The sequence below is a fragment of the Bradyrhizobium sp. WSM1417 genome (genome assembly GCF_000515415.1).
GTDB lineage: Bacteria > Pseudomonadota > Alphaproteobacteria > Rhizobiales > Xanthobacteraceae > Bradyrhizobium.
Genome location: NZ_KI911783.1, coordinates 5,704,165 through 5,721,059, shown reverse-complemented (window position 1 = coordinate 5,721,059; position 16,895 = coordinate 5,704,165). Strand labels below are relative to the sequence as shown.

Sequence of the window (16,895 nt, the reverse complement as noted above, 5' to 3'; positions counted from 1 at the left end):
GTCCGTACTCACACAGGCTTCCGCTTCGCGCGCGACTCAGATTCGATCGGTCCACTCAGTCCGGGAGGGAACGCATGTCCTACACGATCGGGTTTCAAGCCAAGAACCAGAAGGCAATTCTGGCAACCGAGGCGGCAACGGCCAACCAGGCCGTCGCGATCGTTGCCGCGTTGCGGCAAAGCGCAGACGAAATAAAGTTCATCCGCTCGCCGCAGGAAGGCGACATGGGCATCGAGATGCTGCTGCTGCTCGCCAAGGAAGAGGCCGAGGAGATGCCGCAGCACGCTTAGGCGGCTCAACGGGCAAACTTCGGCGATCAAACTTCGATCACAAGCGAAGCATGACGGCTGCAAGATGATGTAGCAAGCCGTCATCTCGCTTGCACCGAAGGTGGCCGCCCATGAAACCCGAACTGAAGCGCGAAGCGCTCCGCGTCGAACCGATCTCGACATTCCTTGACCGCCGGAAAGCCCCGGTCTCGCCGGTCACGCGCGCCGGCAACATGATCTTCGTCGCCGGCCTGCCGCCGTTCGACCCCGACACGGGCGAGATCGCGGACGTGCCGATCGAACGGCAGAGCGAACTGATCATGGAGCAGATGAAGCTGTGCCTCCAGACGGCGGGCGCGAGCCTCGACAAGGTCATGAAGTGCAACGTCTACTGCACCTCGACAAAACATTTCGCTGCGTTCAACGCCGTCTATGCGTGCTATTTCCCGCACGATCCGCCGGCGCGGATCTTCGTCTGCACGCCGGAATGGTTCGGCCCCTTCGACGTCGAGATCGACTGCATCGCGATGATGTGAGCGCGCTTACTTACCTCGCCCCGCTTGCGGGGAGAGGTCGGATCGCGTCAGCGATCCGGGTGAGGGGGTACAGGTCCCTCGACGATCTCATACGCGGAGAGAGGCCCCTCACCCCAACCCTCTCCCCGTAAGAACGGGGCGAGGGAGCGCACCGTCAGTGCGGCAACGAGTGCGCTAGCGCGCCGCCACCTTTGGCGGCGCCTTCGCCTCCACCTTTCCCGCCGTCAGCGCCATCGTCGCGACGCTGACGACACGCGCGACCACGTCCTCGACGTCGTCGAGGTCGCATTTGCCTTCCGATAATTTCGTCAGCCGCTCGCTCTCGCGGATGGTGTGGTGCGCCATGGCGAGCGCGAAATTCAGGCCCCAATAGATATCGACGTCGCTGCGGTCGGGCAGGGACCTTCGCATCGCGCCGGCGAATTTGCGCAAATGGTCGATCTCGCGATTCTTGATGCGGCGGATCGGCGGCACGGATTCGATCGAGGCGCGGATCATGAAACGCGCCGCGCTCGAGCGTTGGTTCTCGGGGCCAAGGCAGCCGCGCAGCGTCGGACCGACCAGGGCGTGCAGGATCAACTCGATCGGCGCGCGGCCGCCGCCTTGTTCTTCCGCCGCCTTCAACTCGCGCAGACGCTCGCGGTTGGTGGCGATCGAACGTGTGACGAACAGCTCCGCGATCAACTCGTCCTTCGAGCCGAAATGATAGTTCACCGCCGCGAGATTGACATTGGCCTCCGCGACGATGTCGCGCAGCGTCACGTCGCCGAACCCGCGATCGGCATAGAGCCGTTCGGCGGCGGCGAGAATGGCAGTCCGGGTATGATCGCTGGCCATGGGAGCCCCTCGGGGAGGGAGTTGCAATTCAAACAGTTGTATGAAACTATCGTTTGAAGGCCGGGAAAGTCAATCCGCAATCGGGACTCGTTCGCAAACGCGCGAAGGGGTTCCGGAGAGTTCGCAAGTCGCGCATTCGCACTTGCGGGTCGCACAATGCGGGTGGACAGTCCGGCGCAAAACAAGTTCGCCAAAACAAGTTCGCCACAACGAGTTGGCAAAGACGAGGAGCGTCCCATGGATTTCGATCTGTCGCCGAAGCAGAAGGAATGGCTCGACCGCGTGCAGTCCTTCATGGCCAAGCACGTGCGCCCGGCCGTGCCGGTTTATGACGAGCAGGATCGCAGCGGCGAGCGCTGGAAGGTGATCCCGGTGCTCGAGGATCTCAAGAAGAAAGCGAAGGCCGAAGGCCTCTGGAACATGTTCATGCCGCCCAACGAGCATGAGGACGACGAATTCCGCGGCGCGGGACTGACCAATCTCGAATACGCGCTGCTCTCCGAGCAGATGGGCCACATCTCCTGGGCTTCGGAAGTCTTCAATTGTTCCGCGCCCGACACCGGCAACATGGAAGTGTTCATGCGCTACGGCTCCAAGGAGCAGAAGCGCAAATGGCTGCGTCCGCTGATGGACGGCGAGATCCGCTCCGCCTTCCTGATGACGGAGCCGGCGGTGGCCTCGTCCGATGCCACCAACATCGAGACCAGCATCGTGAAGGACGGTGACCACTACGTCATCAACGGTCGCAAATGGTGGTCGTCCGGCGTCGGCGATCCCCGCTGCAAGATTGCGATCCTGATGGGCAAGACCGATTTCAAGGCGGCCAAGCACCAGCAGCAGTCGCAGATCCTGGTTCCGCTCGACACTCCCGGCATCAAGGTCGAGAAGATGCTGCCCGTGTTCGGCTTCGACGACGCGCCGCATGGCCACGCCCAGGTGCTGCTCGAGAACGTGCGGGTGCCGAAGGAGAACATCCTGCTCGGCGAAGGCCGCGGCTTCGAGATCGCGCAGGGCCGTCTCGGTCCCGGCCGTATCCATCACTGCATGCGCACCATCGGCAAGGCCGAGGAGGCGCTGGAGAAAATGGTGAAGCGGCTCACCTCGCGCACCGCCTTCGGCAAGCGGATCGTCGAACATTCGGTGTGGGAGCAGCGCATCGGCGAAGCCCGCACCAATATCGAGATGACGCGGCTGTTGTGCCTCAAGGCCGCCGACATGATGGACAAGGTCGGCAACAAGACCGCGCAGGCCGAGATCGCCATGATCAAGGTCGCAGCTCCCAACATGGCGCTGAAGATCATCGATGAGGCGATCCAGGCATTTGGCGGTGCAGGCGTCTCGGACGAAGCCGGACTGGCCAAGGACTACGCCCACATCCGCACGCTCCGTCTCGCCGACGGCCCGGACGAGGTGCACAATCGCGCCATTGCCAGGCTCGAGGTTCGGAAGTATGCAAACTCTTCCAGTCATTAAGCGGGAGGGCACGCTGGCGCTCCCGATTTGAAGAAACGACAGGGCATGATCCGTGATCGGATGACCGCTTGACGCAAGTGCGCCGGGGGGTACCGATTAGGATCATGTTCGGACTGAAGAGGGAGCGTCATCGTGGCTGACGGCGTCAGGAAAGACGAAGAATTCTCGGGCACCAAACCGGTTGAGGAGCGTCATCGCATCGACGAGATGCGGCTCGAAGCCTGGATGCGCGAAAACGTCGAAGGCTATCAGGGTCCGCTGGTCGTGCTCCAGTTTAGGGGTGGCCAGTCCAACCCGACCTATCGGCTGGACACGCCGAACCGCTCCTACGTGATGCGCCGAAAACCGTTCGGCAAATTGTTGCCATCGGCGCACGCGGTCGATCGGGAATATCGGGTGATCGCGGCGCTGGGAAAGCAGGGCTTTCCGGTCGCGAAGGCCTACGCGCTGTGCCAGGACGACAGCATCATCGGTTCAGCCTTCTACATCATGTCGATGGAAGACGGCCGGGTGTTCTGGGATCCGACGCTGCCGAGCCAGACGCGGGAAGACCGCCGCAAGATCTTCACCAGCAAGATCGAGACGCTGGCAAAACTCCACATGTTCGATCCCGTCGCGATCGGTCTTGGCGACTTCGGCAAGCCCGGCAATTATTTCGCGCGCCAGATCGACCGCTGGACCAAGCAGTACCGCGCGTCCGAAACCCAGACCATTCCGGAGTTCGAGAAGGTCGCCGAATGGTTGCCGAAGACCGTGCCGGAGCAGGCGCGCGTCTCGATCGTCCACGGCGACTATCGCCTCGACAACATGATTTTCCATGCGACGGAACCGCGCGTGCAGGCCGTGCTCGATTGGGAATTGTCGACGCTCGGCGATCCCATGGCCGACTTCACCTATCTGCTGATGCAGTGGGTGATGCCCGGACTGGACGGCGCCGACCTCAAGGCGCTCAACATTCCGAGCGTGGAAGAGGCCGCGCAGATCTATTGCAGCGTCACCAAGATGACGGTGCCTGATCTCAACTGGTATTTTGCCTACAACCTGTTCCGCCTCGCCGGCATCACGCAAGGCATCGCCGGCCGCGTCCGCGACGGCACCGCGGCGAATGCCAAGGCGCTGGAGTCAGCCAAGCGCACCGTGCCGCTGTCGAAGGCCTCATGGGAGTACGCGCAGAAGGCGGGCGCGGTTTAAGGAATCCGAAGGCACGGCTGACGGCCGCGCTTTTGCTTGCGTTCCTCTCGTGTCCGGGACACGGGACAGAATGACGAGAGAGATGCCCGCATGATCGATCACGCCACGCTCATCACCTACATCCTCATCGTTCTCGGCTTCGTCTTCATTCCCGGACCGGCGACACTGCTCACCATGGCGCGCGCCGCGAGTTCGGGAACCAAGGTCGGCATCGCGACGGGTGCGGGAATTGCGGCCGGTGACGTGATCCACACCAGCATGGCGATCGTCGGTCTTTCGGCGATCATCGCGACCTCGGCGCTGCTGTTCAGCATTGTCAAATATACCGGTGCCGCGTTCCTGATCTATCTCGGCATTCGCGCCATGCTCGACAGGACGCCGCTCGAGGTGAATGGCGGCGCGCCCGCGATCAGCGCAGCGCGGGCATTCCGGCAGGCCGTGCTGACCGAGGTGCTCAATCCCAAGACCGCGTTATTCTTCCTCGCGTTCCTGCCGCAGTTCGTCCGTCCCGAGCATGGTTCGACGACGCTGCAGCTCGCGCTGTTCGGCGCTGTCTTCGTGTTGCTTGGCCTCGTCAGCACGGTGGTGTTCGCCGTCGGCGCCGGCCGCCTCGGCAATTTGCTACGCCGCCATCCGGCCGTCGTGAAATGGCAGGGCAAGGTGGTCGGGACCATCTACTGCGCGATTGGCGTGCGGCTGGCCTTGCAGGAGCGATGAGGCTCACCGCTCACGTGGGATACGCGCTGCCCCCGTCATTGCGAGGAGCTCTTGCGACGAAGCAATCCACACTGCCCTCGCGGAACGATTCTGGATTGCTTCGCTTCGCTCGCAATGACGAGGAGAAGCCTTACCCCTTCACGCAATGCGCGATCAGCTTCTCGACGAAGCCTGCGCATTTCTCCAGCTCCGCCATTTCCACGAACTCGTCCGGCGTATGCGCCTGCGCGATCGAACCGGGGCCGATCACCACCGACGGGATATCGGCCATGCTGGCGAACAGGCTTGCTTCGGTGCCGAACGCGACCTTGGCGTGGTCGTTGCGCCCCGCAAGGCTCTTGGCCAGCGTGACGATTGTCGCATCGGCCGCCGTGTCGAGCGCGGGATAGTCGAGGATCTCCTCGAAATCAATTCCGCACTCCGGATGTCTGGCTTTCATCGCGGGCTCGATCTCCGCCTTGGCCCAGGCGACGATGGCATCCGTGACCTCCCTGGACTCCGTAATGCCGATGCCGCGGCATTCAAAATCCACCGTACAGGTATCAGGCACGATATTCAGCGCGGCGCCGCCATGCACGATGCTGGTGAGCAGCGTCGAGTGCGGGACGTCGTAGAGGCTGTCCGCCGATCGCACGGCTGCGAGCGCCACGGCGCGGCGGCGGATTTCGACGATCAACTCGGCGGCATATTCGATGGCGTTGACCCCGTCGGGCGCGATCGAGGAGTGGCGGGCGAGGCCGCGGAATGTGGCGCGCACGCCGTGCTTGCCCTTGTGGCCGATGATGACCTTCATCTCGGTCGGCTCGCCGATAAAGGCGCCGAGCGGTTTGATCTGTTTCTTCGCGACCTCGCGCAGCATCGGCCGCACGCCGACGCAGCCGATCTCTTCGTCATAGGAGATCGCCAGATGAATCGGCGTTGTCAGCTTTGCGTCCAGCATCTCCGGCACCATCGCAAGGCACACCGCGACAAAGCCCTTCATGTCGGTGGTGCCGCGGCCATAGAGCTTGCGGTCGCGCTCGATCAGCTTGAACGGATCGTGGCTCCAGTCCTGGCCGACCACGGGGACCACGTCGGTGTGGCCCGACAGCACCAGGCCGGGGCGGTCCTCGGGTCCAATGGTGACCCATAGCGAGGCTTTCTGTCCGGTTTCGTCGACGATGCGCTCACCCTTGACACCGAGCGTGGCGAGATAGCTCTCGATATGCACGATCAGGGGCAGGTTGGAGCGATCGCTGATCGTGTCGAAGCCGACGAGGTCGGCGAGCAGCTTGCGAATACGGTCGGGTCTTGAGCTTGGCATTATTACGTTCTTGTCAGGGGATGGAAGCTGAAGTGCTTGCACGAACCATACCAACGTTGCGGGTGGTAGGGCAAACCAGCACAAATCCGAACCTGCAACGCCTTGCGTTGCCGTCGAGCAAAACACGCGAGCCGTGGCCCAACGCGCGGCGGCGAAACTTTGCCGAAATTCGGAAACGGTGTATGCCGTCTTTCATTTGAGGGTCAGACGACCAAAGCAAAGCTAGGGCGAACAAGCCGCGAGGATGCGAAGGTGCATCTGCGATCCGGAATGCGAATGGAAGCGCGACCCTGCCACCCACAGACTTCGTCATTGCGAGCGCAGCGAAGCAATCCAGTCTTGATCTTCCCCCAAAAAAGTGGACAGGGTTCAAGCCGATTTTAGCTCCATCTCGACCGGGCTGATATAGCCGATAGCCGAGTGCCTTCGGGTCTGATTGTAGAAGCCTTCGACGTAAGCGAAGATGTCGCGCTCGGCTTCATTGCGGGTCTCATATTGACTGTGATGGATCAGTTCGGTCTTGAGCGTGTGGAAGAAGCTTTCCATCGGGGCGTTGTCGTAGCAGTCGGCTCTGCGGCTCATCGAAGGCCGAAAGCCGGCGGCTTGCAGCGCTTGGCGGTACTCGGTTGAAGCATATTGGATGCCGCGATCGGAATGATGGATCAGGCCGGCGCCGGGCTTTTGTCCCTTGATCGCCATTCGTAATGCGGCGAGCGGCAATTCGGCGCGTAGATGGTCGTCCATTGCCCAGCCCACGATGCGGCGACTGTACAGATCCATAACGGCGGCCAGGTACAACCATCCCTGGCCGGTCCAGACATAGGTGATGTCGGCGAGCCAAACCTGATTGCGCATGGCGGCCGAGAAGTTCCGGCCGAGCAGGTTCGGCGCGATCGGGAAGCCATGCCCGCTATCGGTGGTGCGGCATCGTCGCGGCCCGGCGGAGATGGCTCGAACGCCATGACGGCGCATCTGCCGCTCGATCCGGCCACGGCTTGCATGATGTCCCTGGGCTTTGAGCTCGACATGGATGCGCGGGCTGCCATAGCGGCCATGGCTCTCGCGATGAACCCGCTTGATGCCTTCCAGCAGATCTCGATTGGCCACGGCCCGAGGGCTTTCCGGGCGCGACCTCCAAGCATAGTAGCCCGCGGGCGAGACGCCGAGCACACGGCACATGATCTTAACCGGATAGTCCGCCCGGCGATCTTCGATGAAACGGAACCTCATGTCCGGGGTCCAGCAAAGATCGCTATCGACTTTTTTAAAATGTCGCGCTCCATGCGCAGCTGTTCGTTTTCCCGCTGCAACCGTGCGACCAGGTCAGCTTGGTCCGCCGACGGCACCGCCGCTTGCGATGTGGGCGCCACGGCGCTGCCGCCGGCTGCCACCGTGCTCCGATCCTTCACCCATCGGCTCAGCACGGAGCCGTCAAGCCCGAGCTCCTTCGATACCGACTTCGCCGAGCGGCCGCTCGACAAGACCAGATCGACTGCCTGCCGCTTGTACTCGTCCGAATAGGACCGTCGCTGCCGTTTCGCCATCTGACACCTCTCGCTGCCTAAGCTATAGGTGTCCACCGATTTAGGGGAGGCTCAGTCTGCCGCCGCGGAAGGATTCTGGATTGCTTCGCTGCGCTCGCAATGACGGTGCTGAAGCAGTTGCGCTAAACCGGCTTGCCCGTATACGGCATCGACGCCGTCAGTCCGCCGTCCACCGGGAAGGCCTGGCCGTTGACATACGAGGCCTCGTCGCTGGCCAAGAACAATCCCATCGCGGCGAGTTCGTGCGGCTGGCCGGGACGCTTGAGCGGATTGAGCTGGCCGATCTTGTCGGCGGTGCCGCGCTCCTTGGCACGGTCGAAGATCGGCTTGGTCATGCCGGTCTCGATCAGGCCCGGGCACACTGCGTTGATGCGCACACCGGTGCCGGTGAGCGAATACGCCGTGGTCTGCACCAGGGAGATGACGCCGGCCTTGCTCGCGGCATAGGGGTGACCGCTGGCGCCGGCCTTGAGGCCGGCGACGGACGCGGTCAGCACGATCGCACCGGACTGCTGCTTCACCATGTGCGGCATCGCATGCTTCACCGCGAGAAACGGCCCGATCAGATTGATGCGCAAAACCTCCTGCCAGTGCTCGACGGTCTGCTCGCCGAGCGGAACGAGTCCGCCGGAGACGCCGGCATTGGCCCAGATCACGTCGAGCCGGCCGTGCGTCTTCACCGCCTTGTCGATCACGGCCATGACGTCCTGTTCGGAGCCCGCGTCCGCCATCATGGCTTCCGCGACACCGCCGGCCTTCTTCACCTCGTCGACGGTCTCCTTCACCGCCTCGGTGCGATCGACCGCGATCAGCTTGGCGCCTTCCCTGGTGAACAGCAGCGCGGCCGCGCGGCCGATGCCGCTGCCGGCACCGGTGATGATGACGGATTTGCCTTGCAGACGGCCCATGCGGTTTCTCCCTTTGGTTCGCACGCGACGCTTGCCGCGCGACGGAATTTCAAACAAGATTTCAAACGGTAAAGTGTCTTGAGACACGTTCGCTACTGACGTACAGCGACATCAAACGGGATGGAAGGGTTTCGATGGCAGGTGCAGACAAGCCCAAAGTGGTGACGACACGCTGGTGGTGGGTCCGTCACGCCCCCGTGCGCAATGACGGCGGCAACATCTACGGTCAGTCCGATCTCGCTTGCGACACCAGCGATACCTACGTCTTCAATGCTGTTGCCAAGGTGCTGCCACGCAAGGCGGTCTGGTATTCGAGCAATCTGATGCGCACGCATCAGACCGCCGAAGCGATCTGGGCGGCGGGCTTCCCGAGGCCTGCATCGATGAAATGGGAGGCGGACCTCGCCGAACAAAACCTTGGCCGCTGGCAGGGCATGAACCGCGCCGAGTTCATCGCCAGCCGTCCTGTCGGCTCGAGCTGGTTTGCCGACATCAACGAGCCCGCGCCCGGCGGCGAGAGCTTCATGGACCTCTACAACCGCACCCGCCGCACCATCGAGCGGATCAACAATGAGGTCGCCGGGCAGGACGTGATCGCGGTCGCACATGGCGGCACCATCAAGGCGGCGCTGGGGCTGGCGCTCGAGGGTCAGCCGGAGCGGGGGCTCGCGTTCGATATCGACAATTGCTCGGTGACGCGGCTCGACTATTTCACAAGTCCCGAGCGCAATGTCTGGCGGCTGCCGATGGTGAATCAGCAGCCGTGGATCGCGGATGACGCGCATGCGGCGATGCATCAACCCGCGGGACCGGAAGTCAAGAAGCTCGCCTGAGCAATTGCCCGGTCGCGCGGACGCGGCGTAAGCTTCAAGCAATCAAAACGTACTCTGGGAGAGAAACATGACCTTGTTCGACATGAAGGGGAAAGTCGCCGTCATCACCGGCTCGACGCGCGGCATCGGGCTTGCGATCGCCGAGCGCATGGCCGAGCACGGCGCCAAGGTGGTGATCTCCTCGCGCAAGGCCGACGTTTGCGACCAGGTCGCGAAGGGCATCAACGACAAGTTTGGCAAGGGCACGGCGGTGGCGATCGCCGCCAACATCTCGTCGAAGGAAAACCTGCAAAATCTCATCGACGAGAGCAACCGCGCCTTCGGCAAGATCGACGTGCTGGTCTGCAACGCCGCGTCGAACCCGTATTACGGTCCGCTCGCCGGCATCTCGGACGATCAGTTCAGGAAGATCCTGGACAACAACATCGTCGCCAACAACTGGCTGATCTCGATGGTGGTGCCGCAGATGATCGAGCGCAAGGACGGCTCGATCATCATCGTCTCCTCGATCGGCGGCCTGAAAGGCTCGACCATCCTCGGCGCCTACGCGATCTCGAAGGCCGCGGACATGCAGCTCGCGCGCAATTTGGCCTGCGAATACGGCCCACACAACATCCGCGTGAACTGCATCGCGCCCGGCCTGATCAAGACCGACTTCGCGAAAGCGCTGTGGGACAATCCGGAGAATTTGAAAGCCTCGACCGCGCGTTCGCCGCTGCTGCGCATCGGCGTCCCCGACGAGATCGCGGGCGCCGCGGTGTTCCTGGGCTCGAAGGCCGGCGACTTCATGACCGGCCAGACCATGGTGATCGACGGCGGCGCCACGATCAGTTGACGCGGAGGCGGGAAGGGGTTTGCCTCTCCATACTCGGTGTCATCGTCCGCGAAGGCGGACGATCCAGTACTCCGCGGCCGTAGTCGTGTAAACCAATTGCCGCTGCGGAGTACTGGATGCCCCGCCTTCGCGGGGCATGACAGCAAGTGTGGAGGTGCGACGCTGCGACCAGGCGAAGCCCTCAATCCACCGCCGCGTACACCAGATCCCGCACCAGCGTTCGCGTAAAATCGCGCTGTCCCGGGCCCTGGCTCATGAACACGACGAACAGATCCTCCTTGGGATCGATCCAGAAGAACGTCCCCGCAATGCCGCTCCAGAAATACTGGCCGACGCTGCCGGGGAAAGGCGCGATGCCGGCCTCGCGGCGCACCGCGAAGCCGAGGCCGAAGCCGTGGCCGGGCGACAGCAGCGTGCCGTTGGTCACGACGTGAGGCCCGAGATGATCGGAGGCCATCAGCTCCAGCGTCTTGCGGCCGATGATCCTGTTGCCGTCGAGCGTGCCGCCGTTGCGCAGCATCAGCGCGAAACGGGCATAGTCCATGGTGGTCGAGACGAGGCCGCCGCCGCCGGACTCCATGATTGGCTGCTCGAGCATGTTGAACAGCGCGACCTTGTCGCCGGTCCAGGGATCGGCCGCGAACGGCTCGGCGAGCCGGCCGGCATTGGCCTCGGCTGTCGCAAAGCCGGTCTCGGCCATCTGCAATGGCGTAAGAATGCGCTCAGCGAGGTACGCGCCGAGCGACTTGCCGCTGACAACCTCGATGATGCGACCAAGGATGTCGGTGGAGCGGCTGTAGTTGAACTCGTCGCCGGGATGGCAGACCAGGGGGAAGCTCGCCACCAAGGCGGCGTGCTCGGCATTGGTGATCTTGCGGCTGCGCACCCGGGAGTCCTGGTAGATCTTGTGCACGGGGCCGTCGCCCTGGTGCTCGTAGGTCAGGCCAGAGGTGTGGCGGAGCAGGTCCTGCACCGTCATCGGGCGTTTTGGCGGAACCAGTTCCAGCTTGCCGCCGCTGACCACGCCGACCTTTTGGTTGGCGAACTCCGGGATGAATTTCGCGACGGGGTCGGCAAGAATCAGTTGGCCGTCCTCGACCAGCGTCATGATGCCGACCGACACGATCGGCTTGGTCATCGAGAAGATGCGAAAGATCGAATCATGCGCCATCGGCGCTGCGCCCATCGGGCTCTGCCTGCCGAGCGCCTCGAACCAGCCGACTTGACCGTGCCGTGCCACCAGCACGGTGACGCCGGGCACGGTTCCCTTGTCGATCTCGCGCTTAAAGGCGTCCGACATGGCCTGGAGGCGAGGGCGCGACAGCCCCAGCGTCTCCGGGCGGGATTCCGGCAGAGGCGGGGTTTTCGGCGAGGTCGAGGGGCGAGGGGCTGTCGCGGACGCAGTCATGGGTACTCCCGGTGCTTATTATTGTTCGGAGCGGACTGTGGCCCAGAAGGCGCGGCACAAACAAGCGAAGCCAGCGCGCTTCACCCTTGCAATCCGGCCTTGCAATCTGGCCACCCCCTGTGCTTCAAAGCGGCCTGATCCGCGCGGCAACGCAGGGTCCGTAGGAGTGTAGCTCAATTGGTAGAGCACCGGTCTCCAAAACCGGGGGTCGCAGGTTCGAGCCCTGCCACTCCTGCCAGCGAAATCAAACACTTAACCCAGGACGCGGCCGATCAGTACTCGCCCGGATATTGCCGCCGGATGGCGTGAAACCTAGCAACTGACCCGCGCTTCCAGATCGCCTCCGCAAGGGCGATATCGGCCACGGAATCTGCGCCGGAAGCCAGCGGCGTTCTCTGTTCCACGATATCGGCGACGAATGCATCGGCTTGACGCCGAAACGCCCAGCTCGTGTCGCGCCGCAATTGCGTGCGTTGTCCTTGCTGATCGAGGATGACCTCCGCCTCCTGCTCGGCAAAAGGCGGGGGCAATTCGATGGTCAGCGTGCCCCGCTCGAATTCGATGCTCAGCCCCTCGCGCCAGACGCCTTCGGATCCATTCGCGAGTTGCAGCGCGCAGGCGACGCCGTCGAAGTCGAGTGTCACGGTCGCCGTGCCCGAGGTCTCGACGGCGCTTTCCGCAACTGTCGGTGACGATCCGAGCACGTAGCGCGCGAGATTGATGATATGGCTGAACACGTTCAGAAAATTGTCGTAGCCGGGTCGCATCGCGCCCGGCATCCAGTCGGGGCCGTCCTGCCAGAGCTCGAGCCCGTCCGGTCGCACTTCGCCGGTCATGACGAAATTGTCCTGCGACCGGCCAGTGCTGCCACCGAAGCACCAGCCTCGCGCGCCGACAATGCGTCCAAGCGACTGATCCGCTCGCAGGCACGCCAACTCGGCAATCGCGCGCGCCACTCCGGCGTCGTGACGCTTCATGTAGCCGATGCTGTAGACGAGGTCTTGCCGTCGCGCCGCCTCGGCCAGTGAAACGGCCTGAGCCGTGGTGTAGGCCATCGGCTTTTCCGACAGCACATGGCGGCCGCTGTTCAACGCATCCAGCACGATCGGACCGGTGGCGCGACGCTTCGTCACGACGACGACGGCCGACACCTCGCTGTCCGCCAGCAGTTCCCGGTGCGTGCGGTAGACCCGCGCGATGTCAAATTTTTGCGCCGCTGCGGCGGCGAGATCAAGCCGCAGATCGGCGATCGCGACAACGCGGCAGCCGGGGTTAGCGACGAAATTGGCGAGGTGGCACATCTGACCGACCATGCCCGTCCCGATGATGCCAATGCCTGGCCTCACTTGCTAGCACCCCTCGAAGCGTTTCCGGAGAACGAGGAAATGCGCCGGCTGTCCCCAGGTGTTGATGAACGCCTGGTCTGACTGGGTGAGGGTGGTGACTGTGGACGCATCCCGTCGCCCGATCGCGCCAAAGATGCGATGGAAACTATCGAGGGTCGCCATGATGGCGTCGATGTCGGACGCATCGTCGGCGAGAATTTCTGTCGCCGGAATCGTCTCGCGCAGTGACGCGAGGCTCGCGATCGCACGGGGCAGGCTGTCGCCGAAGGGATCGTCGATCATCGCATCGACATCGAGAACCAGTTTCTCGATCGAAGCCGAAATCGCGTCGACCGCTTCGGTCTTGCCGGCCAGATAGAGCTTCCGTCCGCCGAGAAAGCTCAGACGGCTGCGGCCGAGGTGGCGCGTCGCGCGCCGCAGCTTCTCGTCGCCGGACAGGACCTTCTTGTGCCAGTAGACGTCCAGGCTGTCGCGATAAGCGGGCCAAGCCGAATGGATATCGAATCCCTGCTCGTGCGCCGCCGTGCACAAGGCGCCCGCGTCGAGGAAGTAGCGGTGCCGGACGAAAGGATTTTCGAGCACGTCCATCAGCCAGGATTCGAAGCTGCGCGTGTGCGGAATGCTGTTCCATTTCGCATCGAACAGCATCTTCGCCGTTTCGAGTCCGGGACGGCCCGTCAGTGCCTTGCCGGCCGCATGAATCGCCTTGAGCGCGAGCTCGAAAAAGCCGCCGTAGCGCTCGTAGTAGGAAACGACGGCGTAACTGTCCGGATTGAGCAGCCGGTGAAAGATGCCGAGCCAATTTTCGGTCGGCTGCACCGTGTAGATGAATCCTTCTGCATCGATGATGTCGAAACGACGATCGCTGTGAAATCCTTCGACATCGAACGATACGAGTTCGCGGAGACGTTGGGCCTGGCTGAAATGCGCGAAGTAAGCCTGGATTTTCGCGTGCGCATGCCGGTTCGGCTCGGCGAGCGTCATGTTCGCGCCCCAGCCGGCGAACACCAGCGCGTTCTCGCCGGAATCAGGGCCGAATTCGAGCACGTCTGCGTCGCGGAACAACCGCGGCGGCAGCACCAGCTTGTCCGAAAACAACTCGCGCCGCAGGCCGGCATAGCTTTCGAGTTCGGCTGCGGATTTGAAATTACCGAACGTCGGCAGGACGTCCTGACGTTCGTAATAGTTGAAGAGCTTGTCCTCAGCCATGCCGCGACCCTGCGGCGGCCTCGAGGCGATCGAGCTCGCTCCAGATGTCGGAGGGCGCGAAGATCGAAACGATGTGGAGCGGACGCTTCACGTTTTGGCGCAGCCGGCTGCTGACCTTGTCTTCGTTCTCCTGGTTTACGGCCAGAAGACAGACGAGCGGACCCGACTTGCCGGCGAGGTCCTTCGGGGAACGGATCGGAATGCCGGTGCCGGGCAGGAACAAGCCCTGGCGCTCCTGCTGGTCGTCGACCGAGAGGTCGACGAGATCCGCGAGTTCATGGGCATTGGTGAAGGTGCAGGCGCGGCAGCCCGCGCCGTAGATGGCGATCTCGGCGCCGTTGGCGCGGGCCTTGGCGAGGATCGGGCGAAGACGCGCGCCATACTCCCTTGCGCGCTGGCCGAATCTCTCGCCGACGCCGGACGGCGCGGGTGGGGCCGTCACGTCGTTCGCGGCGCGTCGCGCTGCGATCGCGAGGCTGCCGCCGCTGAAATTGTATTTCTTCACCGAGACCGCCTCGAAGCCGTGGCGCGCCAGCAACGCGAGCAGCGTCGGCTCAGTGAAGTAGCTGACGTGCTCCTCCCACAGGACCGAGAGGTCGCCCGCCGTCGAGCCGGGTGCGAAATCAGGCACGTCGATGAACAGCAGACCGTCGTCGCGCAGCGCGATTTTCACGCAGTCGAAAAAGTTCTCGAAATCGACGATGTGCTCCAGCACCTGTCGCGAGACGACGAGGTCGAACTTGCCGGCCTCCGCGACCGCGTCGTGACACAGCGCCGGGCTGATCATGTCGGCATAGACCTTGATGCCGCGTTCGCGGGCGATCTTGCCCGACACCGGGTTGGGCTCGACGCCCACCAAAACCTTCGCACCGCGCTCGCGAAGCCTGTCCATGAACAGGCCATCGTTGCATCCGATCTCGAACACGGATTGGTGGGCCGAGAATTTGGCGATGGTATCGAGTTCGTCGACCTGGTGCGGCTCCGGCTTCCAGCTGCTGAAATTGTAGTTGAACTGCCGGTACAGAATGTCAGGATCGATCGGCTTGACGATCTGGGGCAGGCCGCACTCGCCACAAGCCAGCACCTCGAACGGATACCGTTCCTCCTGTTCGTCGCGGCTGTGCCGAAGCCGATGCGCAATCGGCATCTGTCCGAGGTCGATGACCGTGCGCAAATGGGTCGAGTGGCAGAGGCGGCAATGATCAGTCATCGAATAGGAACCTCTGCTGGAATGGCTCGTGAAGCATGGCGATGGGCCAGATGCTCCGCGGCGAGCGCACCGGTCCTAGTGACATAGACCTGCACTTCCGCGGCATCGCCGCCATCCGGCGCCCAGTCGGGAAACACCGTGCGGGAGGGATCGAACGGACCGGCGGTAGTTTCGTGAAACACCAGCCACTCCGAGGTGATCAGGATCGAGTGAAACACCTGCTCGGGCATCCGGTAATAGCAGCGCTTGCCCTGCCCGTACGGCGCCATCTCGAGCACGTCGCGAATGCGGCCGTCGTCCTCGAAGATCACGACTTGCGCTGTGCCCTCGATCAGGTGAAACGATTCAGGTTTGCCAAAGTGCTTGTGAGGCCGCACATAGGCCTCGCGATGATGCACGATCAGCATCTCGTGCAGGCCGGACGAGGGATCGGGATGGGTGCACAGCCGGCTGCGCAGACGCGGATTGCCTGCGGCGATGCGCTTCAGCTCCGCGATCGTGGCATCGTCCGCCGTGACGATGGCGTCGTCCGAATAATACACTTCGGGATTTTGCGCACGTAGCGAGGACGGCCGGCGCAGGCCCGTTGCTTCATTCGAAGAAGATGAACCCATGGTCGCCCCGGTAGCCGCATTTGTCGTAAATCCAGGCCCACGTCTCCGGACCATGGAAACTCAGGCAGGTGAGCTGCCAGTAGAGCAGGTTCGCCTTCTCGCGCTCGTCGCGGAACGATTCCACCATCAGATATTTCGAGGCGCCGCGCCCCACGCGCTCGATCTCCGACACTGCTCGGAAGACGTCCTCGAGGGGAAGATTGTGGAGCACGCCGAGCGACACCACGAGATCGAAGCTGTGGTCGGGGTAGGGGAGCTCGACGGCGCTGCCGACCTTCAATTGCGGCCGCACCTCCTCCTTGGCGTTGGCGATGCCATAGTCGGAGATGTCGATGCCGGCGATGGTGAGGCCGGGGACGAGCTGCGCGAATTCGTAGAGCAGATAGCCCTTGCCGCAGCCGACATCGAGCACGCTCATCCCGGGCTTGATGCCATAGCGGTCGATCAAGGTCTGGGCGAGCGGCCGCCACCGTCCGTCGTAGCGGTAGCCGCCATAGCCATAACGGCGATCGCCGTCCCAGTAGTCGTGGCCCCATTGCCGCGCGACGGTGGCAGTTTCCGCCTTGTCGTGCTCGACGACCCGCTGAACGTAGTTCCGCTTGGTCGATGCGTGCATCGGCTGGAGCAGGTTGATCTCGGTCATTGTCCTCAATCGGTCCGCG

17 protein-coding genes and 1 tRNA gene are annotated in these 16,895 nt (G+C 63.1%); 8 read left to right on the top strand and 10 right to left on the bottom strand.

What is annotated here, in order from left to right:
- The first annotated feature begins 74 nt into the window (after positions 1-74).
- Both BRA1417_RS0128040 and BRA1417_RS0128035 read left to right on the top strand, forming a co-directional pair.
- A complete protein-coding gene (locus BRA1417_RS0128040) occupies positions 75-290 on the top strand; it encodes a hypothetical protein (protein ID WP_007602925.1) in 216 nt (71 codons plus the stop codon).
- Positions 291-400: 110 nt separating this feature from the next.
- Positions 401-805 carry a RidA family protein gene (locus tag BRA1417_RS0128035; RefSeq protein ID WP_035968831.1) on the top strand — a complete coding sequence of 135 codons (405 nt, stop codon included), beginning with the start codon at positions 401-403 and terminating at the stop codon, positions 803-805.
- 174 nt (positions 806-979) lie between these two features.
- Here the strand turns inward: BRA1417_RS0128035 and BRA1417_RS0128030 are convergent, their stop codons facing one another.
- On the bottom strand, positions 980-1,642 hold the full coding sequence (locus BRA1417_RS0128030) for a TetR/AcrR family transcriptional regulator (protein ID WP_027518624.1): 663 nt from the start codon (positions 1,640-1,642) through the stop codon (positions 980-982).
- Positions 1,643-1,879: 237 nt separating this feature from the next.
- On the opposite strand from BRA1417_RS0128030, the gene BRA1417_RS0128025 reads away from it, so the two are divergent.
- The 3 genes from BRA1417_RS0128025 (at position 1,880) to BRA1417_RS0128015 (ending at position 5,023) form a co-directional block, all read left to right on the top strand.
- Positions 1,880-3,115 (top strand): acyl-CoA dehydrogenase family protein, encoded by a 1,236-nt coding sequence (locus tag BRA1417_RS0128025; RefSeq protein WP_018460217.1) that lies wholly within the window; start codon positions 1,880-1,882, stop codon positions 3,113-3,115.
- A 132-nt stretch (positions 3,116-3,247) separates the two neighbouring features.
- Positions 3,248-4,306 carry a phosphotransferase family protein gene (locus tag BRA1417_RS0128020; protein WP_027518623.1) on the top strand — a complete coding sequence of 353 codons (1,059 nt, stop codon included), beginning with the start codon at positions 3,248-3,250 and terminating at the stop codon, positions 4,304-4,306.
- Positions 4,307-4,396: 90 nt separating this feature from the next.
- Positions 4,397-5,023 carry a LysE family translocator gene (locus BRA1417_RS0128015; RefSeq protein ID WP_027518622.1) on the top strand — a complete coding sequence of 209 codons (627 nt, stop codon included), beginning with the start codon at positions 4,397-4,399 and terminating at the stop codon, positions 5,021-5,023.
- A 130-nt stretch (positions 5,024-5,153) separates the two neighbouring features.
- On the opposite strand, the gene argE is transcribed toward BRA1417_RS0128015, so the two are convergent.
- From argE to BRA1417_RS0127995, 3 genes are all read right to left on the bottom strand, one after another.
- The gene (gene argE, locus BRA1417_RS0128010) at positions 5,154-6,326 is read right to left on the bottom strand and encodes an acetylornithine deacetylase (RefSeq protein WP_027518621.1); all 1,173 of its coding nucleotides are present in this window, start codon (positions 6,324-6,326) and stop codon (positions 5,154-5,156) included.
- Positions 6,327-6,695: 369 nt separating this feature from the next.
- Positions 6,696-7,870, bottom strand: a protein-coding gene (locus BRA1417_RS0128005) for an IS3 family transposase (RefSeq protein ID WP_156948563.1) whose coding sequence is annotated in 2 segments (ribosomal slippage) — positions 6,696-7,561 and positions 7,561-7,870 — 1,176 coding nt in all. Because the reading frame shifts where the segments join, the coding sequence is not laid out codon by codon here.
- 122 nt (positions 7,871-7,992) lie between these two features.
- Complete coding sequence (locus BRA1417_RS0127995) at positions 7,993-8,778, bottom strand: SDR family NAD(P)-dependent oxidoreductase (RefSeq protein WP_027518620.1); 786 nt, start codon at positions 8,776-8,778, stop codon at positions 7,993-7,995.
- 134 nt (positions 8,779-8,912) lie between these two features.
- On the opposite strand from BRA1417_RS0127995, the gene BRA1417_RS0127990 reads away from it, so the two are divergent.
- Both BRA1417_RS0127990 and BRA1417_RS0127985 read left to right on the top strand, forming a co-directional pair.
- Positions 8,913-9,611: a histidine phosphatase family protein gene (locus BRA1417_RS0127990; RefSeq protein ID WP_027518619.1), complete on the top strand. Its 699-nt coding sequence runs from the start codon at positions 8,913-8,915 to the stop codon at positions 9,609-9,611.
- 67 nt (positions 9,612-9,678) lie between these two features.
- Complete coding sequence (locus BRA1417_RS0127985; protein WP_027518618.1) at positions 9,679-10,446, top strand: SDR family NAD(P)-dependent oxidoreductase; 768 nt, start codon at positions 9,679-9,681, stop codon at positions 10,444-10,446.
- A 181-nt stretch (positions 10,447-10,627) separates the two neighbouring features.
- Here BRA1417_RS0127985 and BRA1417_RS0127980 read toward each other — a convergent pair whose 3' ends face one another.
- Positions 10,628-11,854 (bottom strand): serine hydrolase, encoded by a 1,227-nt coding sequence (locus tag BRA1417_RS0127980; RefSeq protein WP_027518617.1) that lies wholly within the window; start codon positions 11,852-11,854, stop codon positions 10,628-10,630.
- 162 nt (positions 11,855-12,016) lie between these two features.
- On the opposite strand from BRA1417_RS0127980, the gene BRA1417_RS0127975 reads away from it, so the two are divergent.
- Positions 12,017-12,092 (top strand) — tRNA-Trp (locus tag BRA1417_RS0127975).
- A gap of 34 nt (positions 12,093-12,126) precedes the next feature.
- On the opposite strand, the gene BRA1417_RS40935 is transcribed toward BRA1417_RS0127975, so the two are convergent.
- The 5 genes from BRA1417_RS40935 to BRA1417_RS0127950 are packed head-to-tail and all read right to left on the bottom strand — an operon-like array spanning position 12,127 to position 16,876.
- Positions 12,127-13,200: a Gfo/Idh/MocA family protein gene (locus tag BRA1417_RS40935; RefSeq protein WP_051448392.1), complete on the bottom strand. Its 1,074-nt coding sequence runs from the start codon at positions 13,198-13,200 to the stop codon at positions 12,127-12,129.
- Between the two features lie 3 nt (positions 13,201-13,203).
- Positions 13,204-14,409 carry a class I SAM-dependent methyltransferase gene (locus BRA1417_RS0127965; protein WP_027518616.1) on the bottom strand — a complete coding sequence of 402 codons (1,206 nt, stop codon included), beginning with the start codon at positions 14,407-14,409 and terminating at the stop codon, positions 13,204-13,206.
- Complete coding sequence (locus tag BRA1417_RS0127960) at positions 14,402-15,619, bottom strand: class I SAM-dependent methyltransferase (protein WP_027518615.1); 1,218 nt, start codon at positions 15,617-15,619, stop codon at positions 14,402-14,404. Before BRA1417_RS0127960 ends, BRA1417_RS0127965 begins: the two co-directional genes overlap by 8 nt.
- Positions 15,616-16,233 carry a WbuC family cupin fold metalloprotein gene (locus BRA1417_RS0127955; RefSeq protein WP_027518614.1) on the bottom strand — a complete coding sequence of 206 codons (618 nt, stop codon included), beginning with the start codon at positions 16,231-16,233 and terminating at the stop codon, positions 15,616-15,618. The genes BRA1417_RS0127960 and BRA1417_RS0127955 overlap by 4 nt, the downstream gene beginning before the upstream one ends.
- On the bottom strand, positions 16,211-16,876 hold the full coding sequence (locus tag BRA1417_RS0127950) for a class I SAM-dependent methyltransferase (protein ID WP_027518613.1): 666 nt from the start codon (positions 16,874-16,876) through the stop codon (positions 16,211-16,213). The genes BRA1417_RS0127955 and BRA1417_RS0127950 overlap by 23 nt, the downstream gene beginning before the upstream one ends.
- Positions 16,877-16,895 lie beyond the last annotated feature (19 nt).

What these genes read in the sequence shown, in the direction of transcription:
- BRA1417_RS0127965 (WP_027518616.1), bottom strand. Translation starts at nt 14,409, where the DNA reads ATGGCTGAGGACAAGCTCTTCAACTATTACGAACGTCAGGACGTCCTG.
- argE (WP_027518621.1), bottom strand. Translation starts at nt 6,326, where the DNA reads ATGCCAAGCTCAAGACCCGACCGTATTCGCAAGCTGCTCGCCGACCTC.
- BRA1417_RS0127960 (WP_027518615.1), bottom strand. Translation starts at nt 15,619, where the DNA reads ATGACTGATCATTGCCGCCTCTGCCACTCGACCCATTTGCGCACGGTC.
- BRA1417_RS0127990 (WP_027518619.1), top strand. Translation starts at nt 8,913, where the DNA reads ATGGCAGGTGCAGACAAGCCCAAAGTGGTGACGACACGCTGGTGGTGG.
- BRA1417_RS0127955 (WP_027518614.1), bottom strand. Translation starts at nt 16,233, where the DNA reads ATGGGTTCATCTTCTTCGAATGAAGCAACGGGCCTGCGCCGGCCGTCC.
- BRA1417_RS0128015 (WP_027518622.1), top strand. Translation starts at nt 4,397, where the DNA reads ATGATCGATCACGCCACGCTCATCACCTACATCCTCATCGTTCTCGGC.
- BRA1417_RS0127980 (WP_027518617.1), bottom strand. Translation starts at nt 11,854, where the DNA reads ATGACTGCGTCCGCGACAGCCCCTCGCCCCTCGACCTCGCCGAAAACC.
- BRA1417_RS0127985 (WP_027518618.1), top strand. Translation starts at nt 9,679, where the DNA reads ATGACCTTGTTCGACATGAAGGGGAAAGTCGCCGTCATCACCGGCTCG.
- BRA1417_RS0127995 (WP_027518620.1), bottom strand. Translation starts at nt 8,778, where the DNA reads ATGGGCCGTCTGCAAGGCAAATCCGTCATCATCACCGGTGCCGGCAGC.
- BRA1417_RS0128040 (WP_007602925.1), top strand. Translation starts at nt 75, where the DNA reads ATGTCCTACACGATCGGGTTTCAAGCCAAGAACCAGAAGGCAATTCTG.
- BRA1417_RS0128025 (WP_018460217.1), top strand. Translation starts at nt 1,880, where the DNA reads ATGGATTTCGATCTGTCGCCGAAGCAGAAGGAATGGCTCGACCGCGTG.
- BRA1417_RS0128030 (WP_027518624.1), bottom strand. Translation starts at nt 1,642, where the DNA reads ATGGCCAGCGATCATACCCGGACTGCCATTCTCGCCGCCGCCGAACGG.
- BRA1417_RS0128035 (WP_035968831.1), top strand. Translation starts at nt 401, where the DNA reads ATGAAACCCGAACTGAAGCGCGAAGCGCTCCGCGTCGAACCGATCTCG.
- BRA1417_RS0127950 (WP_027518613.1), bottom strand. Translation starts at nt 16,876, where the DNA reads ATGACCGAGATCAACCTGCTCCAGCCGATGCACGCATCGACCAAGCGG.